Origin of the sequence: Marinisporobacter balticus, assembly GCF_004345705.1 — a bacterium.
GTDB classification, from domain to species: Bacteria; Bacillota; Clostridia; order Peptostreptococcales; family Thermotaleaceae; genus Marinisporobacter; species Marinisporobacter balticus.
Window position 1 is genome coordinate 1 of the sequence record NZ_SLWV01000051.1, and the last position, 6,576, is coordinate 6,576.

At 31.5% G+C, this 6,576-nt stretch carries 10 protein-coding genes; 2 read left to right on the top strand and 8 right to left on the bottom strand.

Features of this window, described 5'->3' with window-relative positions:
• Positions 1–34: 34 nt before the first annotated feature.
• Genes EV214_RS18120 through EV214_RS18130 form a run of 3 tightly spaced genes read right to left on the bottom strand, consistent with a single transcriptional unit; the run spans position 35 to position 2,465 of the window.
• On the bottom strand, positions 35–1,084 hold the full coding sequence (locus EV214_RS18120) for a contractile injection system protein, VgrG/Pvc8 family (RefSeq protein ID WP_132248356.1): 1,050 nt from the start codon (positions 1,082–1,084) through the stop codon (positions 35–37).
• Positions 1,085–1,095: 11 nt separating this feature from the next.
• Positions 1,096–1,623: a hypothetical protein gene (locus tag EV214_RS18125; protein ID WP_132248358.1), complete on the bottom strand. Its 528-nt coding sequence runs from the start codon at positions 1,621–1,623 to the stop codon at positions 1,096–1,098.
• A 26-nt stretch (positions 1,624–1,649) separates the two neighbouring features.
• A complete protein-coding gene (locus EV214_RS18130; RefSeq protein WP_132248360.1) occupies positions 1,650–2,465 on the bottom strand; it encodes a hypothetical protein in 816 nt (271 codons plus the stop codon).
• A 116-nt stretch (positions 2,466–2,581) separates the two neighbouring features.
• On the opposite strand from EV214_RS18130, the gene EV214_RS19530 reads away from it, so the two are divergent.
• Complete coding sequence (locus tag EV214_RS19530) at positions 2,582–2,923, top strand: transposase (protein WP_330571345.1); 342 nt, start codon at positions 2,582–2,584, stop codon at positions 2,921–2,923.
• Positions 2,877–3,722: an IS3 family transposase gene (locus EV214_RS18135; protein ID WP_330571346.1), complete on the top strand. Its 846-nt coding sequence runs from the start codon at positions 2,877–2,879 to the stop codon at positions 3,720–3,722. Before EV214_RS19530 ends, EV214_RS18135 begins: the two co-directional genes overlap by 47 nt.
• 216 nt (positions 3,723–3,938) lie before the next feature.
• On the opposite strand, the gene EV214_RS18140 is transcribed toward EV214_RS18135, so the two are convergent.
• From EV214_RS18140 to EV214_RS18160, 5 genes are all read right to left on the bottom strand, one after another.
• Complete coding sequence (locus tag EV214_RS18140) at positions 3,939–4,538, bottom strand: contractile injection system protein, VgrG/Pvc8 family (protein ID WP_132248362.1); 600 nt, start codon at positions 4,536–4,538, stop codon at positions 3,939–3,941.
• A 22-nt stretch (positions 4,539–4,560) separates the two neighbouring features.
• Positions 4,561–4,896 (bottom strand): DUF4280 domain-containing protein, encoded by a 336-nt coding sequence (locus EV214_RS18145; RefSeq protein ID WP_132248364.1) that lies wholly within the window; start codon positions 4,894–4,896, stop codon positions 4,561–4,563.
• A 12-nt stretch (positions 4,897–4,908) separates the two neighbouring features.
• Positions 4,909–5,271 carry a hypothetical protein gene (locus EV214_RS18150; protein ID WP_165916471.1) on the bottom strand — a complete coding sequence of 121 codons (363 nt, stop codon included), beginning with the start codon at positions 5,269–5,271 and terminating at the stop codon, positions 4,909–4,911.
• Positions 5,272–5,479: 208 nt separating this feature from the next.
• Positions 5,480–5,689 carry a hypothetical protein gene (locus tag EV214_RS18155; protein WP_132248368.1) on the bottom strand — a complete coding sequence of 70 codons (210 nt, stop codon included), beginning with the start codon at positions 5,687–5,689 and terminating at the stop codon, positions 5,480–5,482.
• Positions 5,690–5,963: 274 nt separating this feature from the next.
• Entirely contained in the window at positions 5,964–6,230 is a 267-nt protein-coding gene (locus EV214_RS18160; protein WP_132248370.1) for a hypothetical protein, read from the bottom strand.
• Positions 6,231–6,576: the final 346 nt, after the last annotated feature.

Below are 6,576 nucleotides of genomic sequence, written 5' to 3' on the forward strand. Positions count from 1 at the left end.
ATCAAATTATTTAATCTGAGAACCGTTTGATTTTTTATCCTATTGTATACCCATTTAATCCGAGAATTTTTGCTACTTTAATTTGAGAATCGACACCTGTTGTTCCTTCTGATGTATAGCTTGTATCAAACTGATACCAGTTTGCTAATTCTTCACTTTGAGTAGGATCGATTGATAAATGAAGCTTTAGCTTGTCTCTCTTTACTGCAAGTACTTTCCCTTCTATGGATACCCCTTCAATTTTTTTGTTGTATAGGATGTTTTGTTTGATACTTTTTTCCTTTTGCAATTTATATCTATGTGTAAGGATTCCTTTTTCTAACGCTGAATTTTTTTGAACAACTGTAAATACGATTTTTTGATAGGTGATCTTATCTCCTAGTTCATAGTCATCCATACTTTCCACTGTATAAAAGATCCTATCTTTTTCACTAGCACCGCCGTAATTTTTCTCAAAGTCTAGATAATCCTTTATATTTTTTTCTATTGTATAGTTATGGTTTCTTTCTTCATAGCTATTTCCACGATTCATACCTATGTATATTTTAGGTTTGTTAGATTGTATTTCTGGAAATATCTTAGCCCCTACATGTGAAGCTATTCTTTTGATGAATTCCCAATCGGTCTCCTCGTATTGTATGATGGCACCATTTTGCTTTGCTCCTTTTGTTGCCACATCTAATACGTATCCTGCGTATTCTTTGATGACTTCTTTAAATATGTTGGTATATGGATTTTGTTTGTTTTGAAAACTTCTGCTTTTTGTTTTGAAATCTAGATAGATCGAATAACTATTTAGCACTAGATCAATGTAATACACATCATCTGTATGCTTGATGCTTACATTTACGGGTACGCCTGAAAAAATTATTTTTTCTCCGTCTTCTGCTTTTGATTTTATTTTTATATTGGTTTCAATGTTTAATTTGTATATTGCATCTAATTTTTCTGTTTCTTCTAGTATTCCTGTTATGTGGGCTACAGCATGGTTATTTAGACTTTGCTCTATTTTTAGCTTTGTTATCTTTTGAAGCTTTACGGGTAAATCGATTGTTAGATTTTGATAGGATAATCCACGCTTCATCCTTTATCACCTCACTTTAGCTTGACTGGAATAAATTGCATGCCACATAAATTCTTTCGTAAAATGTTTTCTGCTAGATGTAGTGACACAATTAAGTATTCTTGTTTTTCAAATAGTACTTTAAATATATATTTGTTTTTGTTTTCATCTTTTTTGTTTTCATCTTTTTTGTTTTTCATTTTATCTTGTATAATCGTTAAATCATCATATTTCATATGTGGCTTCATTTCTAAACAGTCCTGTACTTCTATATCTATTTTCCAATAGACCTTTTGATTTTCTTGTTTTTTGTCTGTTATAAAAAGAGGTATAGCTGTCATTTCATCTGCATAGATGTCTAACAATTCTTTTAGTTCATCTGATACACAGAAATTATACTTAAAGAGTTTTTTTATGTAAAAATAATCAACAAACGTTGTATTTTCATGAAACATTGCGTATGCAACACTTGCTTCTTTTGCATCTATATCGATTGTTGATAAATCAATCTTTATTGGTGATAAAACCCGATCATCATATTTCATTACAAAGTATTCCATATTCTCACCTTTATACTGTTTATTTTTTAATTAATTCTTACGTCCTCCCCACAGATATCAATCTTGCTATCAATACTTATTTCACTTGTTTTGCACTTAAGTTTAATCTGCTCACCCGCTAATATTTTGATGGTGTCTTCCGCTTCTAACTTTATCCCTTTATCTGTTTTAAACGAAATAGGCTCTGAACTGACTATTTCAATACCATTGTCTTGATTTAGCTTAATATATATAACCTTTGATTCTCCTGTTTCTTTGTCTATTCCATTGATGCATGTTATTTTGATCTCATCTGGGCTGAACTTTAACTCTTTTCCGTCTATTGTTCTAAAATATTTGATATCTGGATTTGATATTTTATCTGTTCCCTTATTCATGACTCTTATGGCGTTCATCCCTACCCCTTGATGTTCTTCTTTCGTAGGAAAGTAAATAAATACGGTGTCATTTATTTCTGGCATACAATACCAACCACTATTTCCTTCTGCCGTATACATGGTCGTATAAGGAAATTCCCATGCCTTATTGTTATCTTGAAATTTATCTATTTCTAAATGTACCTTCACTTTGTCACGCACTATTTTTAGAACTTTTCCCTTTAAAGACATCCCTGTTATTTGTTCATTATATAACTGATCTTGACTAAGACCCATCTTCGTTGAAAGCGCATATCTAAAATCTAAAATACCATTTTCCATCTCTACTTCTTTACTTTTTATGTATAAATGAATATTTTGATAGGTAACTTTATCCCCTATTTCATAGTCTTTTTCTGTCTCAATATGAAATTCTATGGTGTCTGATTGTTTTAAACTTGGATTTGTGTTTTTCGATGATTTCATGTATTGTGCGATGTTTTTTGTTACATTATAATGGTACCTGTAATCTAGACAGATAAATTTCTATTTCTTAATGAATCCTGTTATAATAAAATCAACTAAAAAAGGACGGTATTCATATGAAAAAGAGAAGAAGTTTCACACCAGAATTTAAAACACAAGTTGTACTTGAACTCCTTCGTGAAGAGAAAGAGTTGAATCAACTAGCTACAGAACATGAAATTGCCCCTAATATGCTCCGTAATTGGAAGAAAGAATTTCTTGCCAATGCGTCCAATGCTTTTTCTAATAAAAAAGATGTAGCTTTTGAAGAAAAAAAAATTGCCTATGAAAACAAAGTCGAGAGTCTTTATAAAACTATTGGTCAGCTCACGGTACATGTGGACTGGCTGAAAAAAAAATCTGAACAAGCTCTTGGATCTGGCTGGGAAGAAAGAACTGGTTACAAAGACCGATTCTAAGCTCTCCCTAAGCGCACAGTGTAAACTCCTAGATTTTAATCGTACAAGTATGTATTACAAGGAGCGAGAAGCTAACGATTTAGAAATTAAAATCAAACATGACATAGATTATATGCACACAGAACATCCTGCTTGGGGAACAAGAAGAATTGCAGCTACACTTATTGCCAAAGGATACCCTATTGGTAGAAAGCTTGTGCGACGCTATATGCAAGAAATGAGAATATATGCCATATATCCTAAGCCAAACCTATCTATGCCTAACAAACAGAATAAAACGTATCCTTATCTCTTAAGGAAATTACCTATCACTACACCTAATCAGGTATGGTCTATTGACATAACTTATATCCCTATGGGAAGAAGTTTTATGTATCTCACAGTTATTATTGATTGGTATTCTCGTTACATAGTAGGATATGAGCTTTCAGATACACTGCAAGTAGAATCTGTAATCACTTGTGTACGTAAAGCTATTAAATGTTATGGCAAACCAAAAATTATTAATAGTGACCAAGGTAGCCAGTTTACAAGTCATGAATATACTTCACTTTTAAAAGAAAATGATATTCTCATAAGCATGGATGGAAAAGGACGTTGGGCTGATAATGTTATTGTGGAAAGATTCTTTAGAACTTTGAAATATGATGATATTTATATTTATCATTATGTCACACCCAAAGAACTTAGAGCTGGTATTAATAGATTTATGAAATTATACAACAAGGAACATCCTCACCAAGCACATAATTATCAAACGCCTTATGAAGTTTATTATGGATTTAAGAAAGTAGCCTAATAAGCTGTATTTCCCTTATCCACAATTTTAGCTGTTTGCGTTCCTAAAGGGCTAAAGCCGCGAGAGTGACGTCTCTTTCCTTAACTTTGTAACATATATAGCTATAGGCTACCTAAGGGGAATTACTACTAAATGTTGTTTTAATAAGAACACTGATTAGCTGTAAAAATATGGTTCATTAAGAATTTTAAAATAGTTGTCTTGACAAAGGAACCACTATACATAGTAGTTGTAATTCTCTATTTTTCCTATTTCATTTCCTTCTAAAACGCCCAATACTATTTTAGGTCCAGCATGTTTCATGGATGGAACTAATCCCCTATTAAAATGGGATGCCATTCTCTTTAAAAACTCCCAATCTGTTTCTCGATATTGCATGATGAATTTATCAATTGTTTTGCCTTTCGATGCTTTATCGATTATAGCGCCACCTGCATAATTGCTTATAATCCCTTGTACCATATCCTTATAAGTCATATTTTTATCTTGGAAGGAACGATTTTCTTTTTTTACATCTGCCATAAAAGAGTTGGACACACCTTTTATTTCTAAATAATAAATCCCCTCTACGGCTTCAACTTGTATGTGTTGTATGCTTCCTTTAAATAAAATTTCAGAACTTTCTCCATCTATACGTATTTCTATTTGTTCTTCTGCCTTGACGCGCTTTACATAATCATCTTCATCCGCATCATTGAGTATGGCTGTCAAATATATATAGGCATGGTCATTGATGTGCTGTGTTATTTTCATCTTTTTTATTTGTTGCACACTCTCTATATTTGTTCTTAGTTGTAAGTAGCTTATAGCAGACATTTAGACCCCTCTTTCATATTCTTTATTCACTTTGACCTGACTGTTGTATTTTGATGATTCCACCATGCATACATGGTACGATGCAAATATTTAATAGGGCTAATTCATCACGAATCTTAAAATCTTTTTTGCCATTGATCCATTTGAGTGCGATAGATGGCGTACAAGCAACAGGAGGGTAGACTCTTGTGCACATAGAAAATGACATAATGTTTACATTTCCAACATGATCAGCAATGGTCGCTTGATTCTTTCCTTGCATCCTTGCTCCATGACTTTGTGGCACTTTTAATTCGCTCGTTGCTGTACCGAGTGTGCAGCTAAGTGTTGCACCTTCCTTAACTTTATAAATAGCCATATTATTTCTCTCCTAATCTACAAGTATTCTCTTTGATAGATAATTTCTATCTCTTTTCATGCCTTTGCTAGATTTGATTTCTTTCAATATTTCTACTAAAAACTTGTATAGTTTCTCATTTGAATAATCCTTATAATCTATTTCTAACCTTGCTGCTATATAATTTATAATCAGTTCTTTACTCATGGCTTCTTCCTTTTGTAAACACTGCATACAAAAGGCTATATCTAGTGGATTGCTTAGTTTGTATCCAAATGCTTCTTTTGCAAAATTTGTTAGCACGTAAGGGGATAGGGTACTATTTTTATAGGCTGAAAAATGTACATGAATCCTATTTAATGTGTTATACTCTGTTGTCATATCTTCAAAGTTCACATAATTATTTCTCAGTTTTGCCCCTTTCTTTAGCTTGAATCTACAAAGTTCTATTTCATCTTTATGGATGTGTGTATCACGATCTATGAAAATTTCTGTCCCATGACTTACAAAATTCTTCCTCTACTAAATATAGGGGATTTACTTAAAAACAATATTTCACCCCATTTCTATTTGATATTTATATCTGATATTTATATTCGATTAATTATTTTAATCCGTCAAAGAAATATCTCGTGTCTCCATTTATATCTTTTAAATAAAGTTTTAATGTAATCCGCTCTATAAACCTTGAAATACTCCCACTTGTATTTTCTTTGTCTAAACTATGAATCAGTATTTTTTCATCTCCACTATGGGTATAGGCACTGATTACATAGGGGAGTGTAGGTATACGTGTATGAATGTTTACATTCATATAACCAAACTTTTTTGCTTGTAAATATTTAAGTGCTCCCTTAAGACAGGTTAATTTTAGATCATAATGATCCTTTTGCGCTTTTTTATTTTTTCTAGACTGTATAATTCTACCTGGTACAAACTCTTTTAGAGCTTCTCTAAATAATTCTACTTTGCAGGATTGTCCTGTAAGTTTAATAATAGAATATTCTAAAAGCTTGTCCTCTTCATAAATATTTTCTAAAAACTTTTTGATAATATGATAGATATCTGCCCTTAGTAAAATGTTGATATCATAAATGCTTAATTTTAACGTTGGCGCATCTTTTATGGACGATAAAACTTAATAAGTCTCTTATAATAAAACAGCTCTCATCTTTAGTTCTAAAATATAAAATCATTTTTTTACCATAATCACTGTCTCTAATTTCATCTATAATAAAAAAATTCATGTTATAGGTTTCTTCTTTTATAATTTCTTCTTTATCAACTATTTTTACCTCTTTAAACTGAAGATGTTTAGATGCTTCAAAGAAATATTCTAGAGATATAGGGTGCATTGATGGTTCTCCAATGAATGTAATTTCTTATATACATTTTATAAAGTCTAAATACTTGATCCCAATACTATGTGTTTTCTTTTATCTTAAAAAAATACACCACAAGCTCTCTTATCTGTTTGTTTTCTAACATTGTTTCTAAGATATGCCCAAGGTCATACTCTATTTCATCAAATACTCTCTTTTCTAGAGATTGGTACATATTTTCACCATGTTCATATAAAGGGTATAAATACCCCCTTTAATAATTCGAGTTCTCACAGAAACTCATCTGCCCCTGTGATTACTCTCTTTTATTAATTTAATTTTTTATCGATTCCCCCATTTTTTTTTGCATAAAATACTT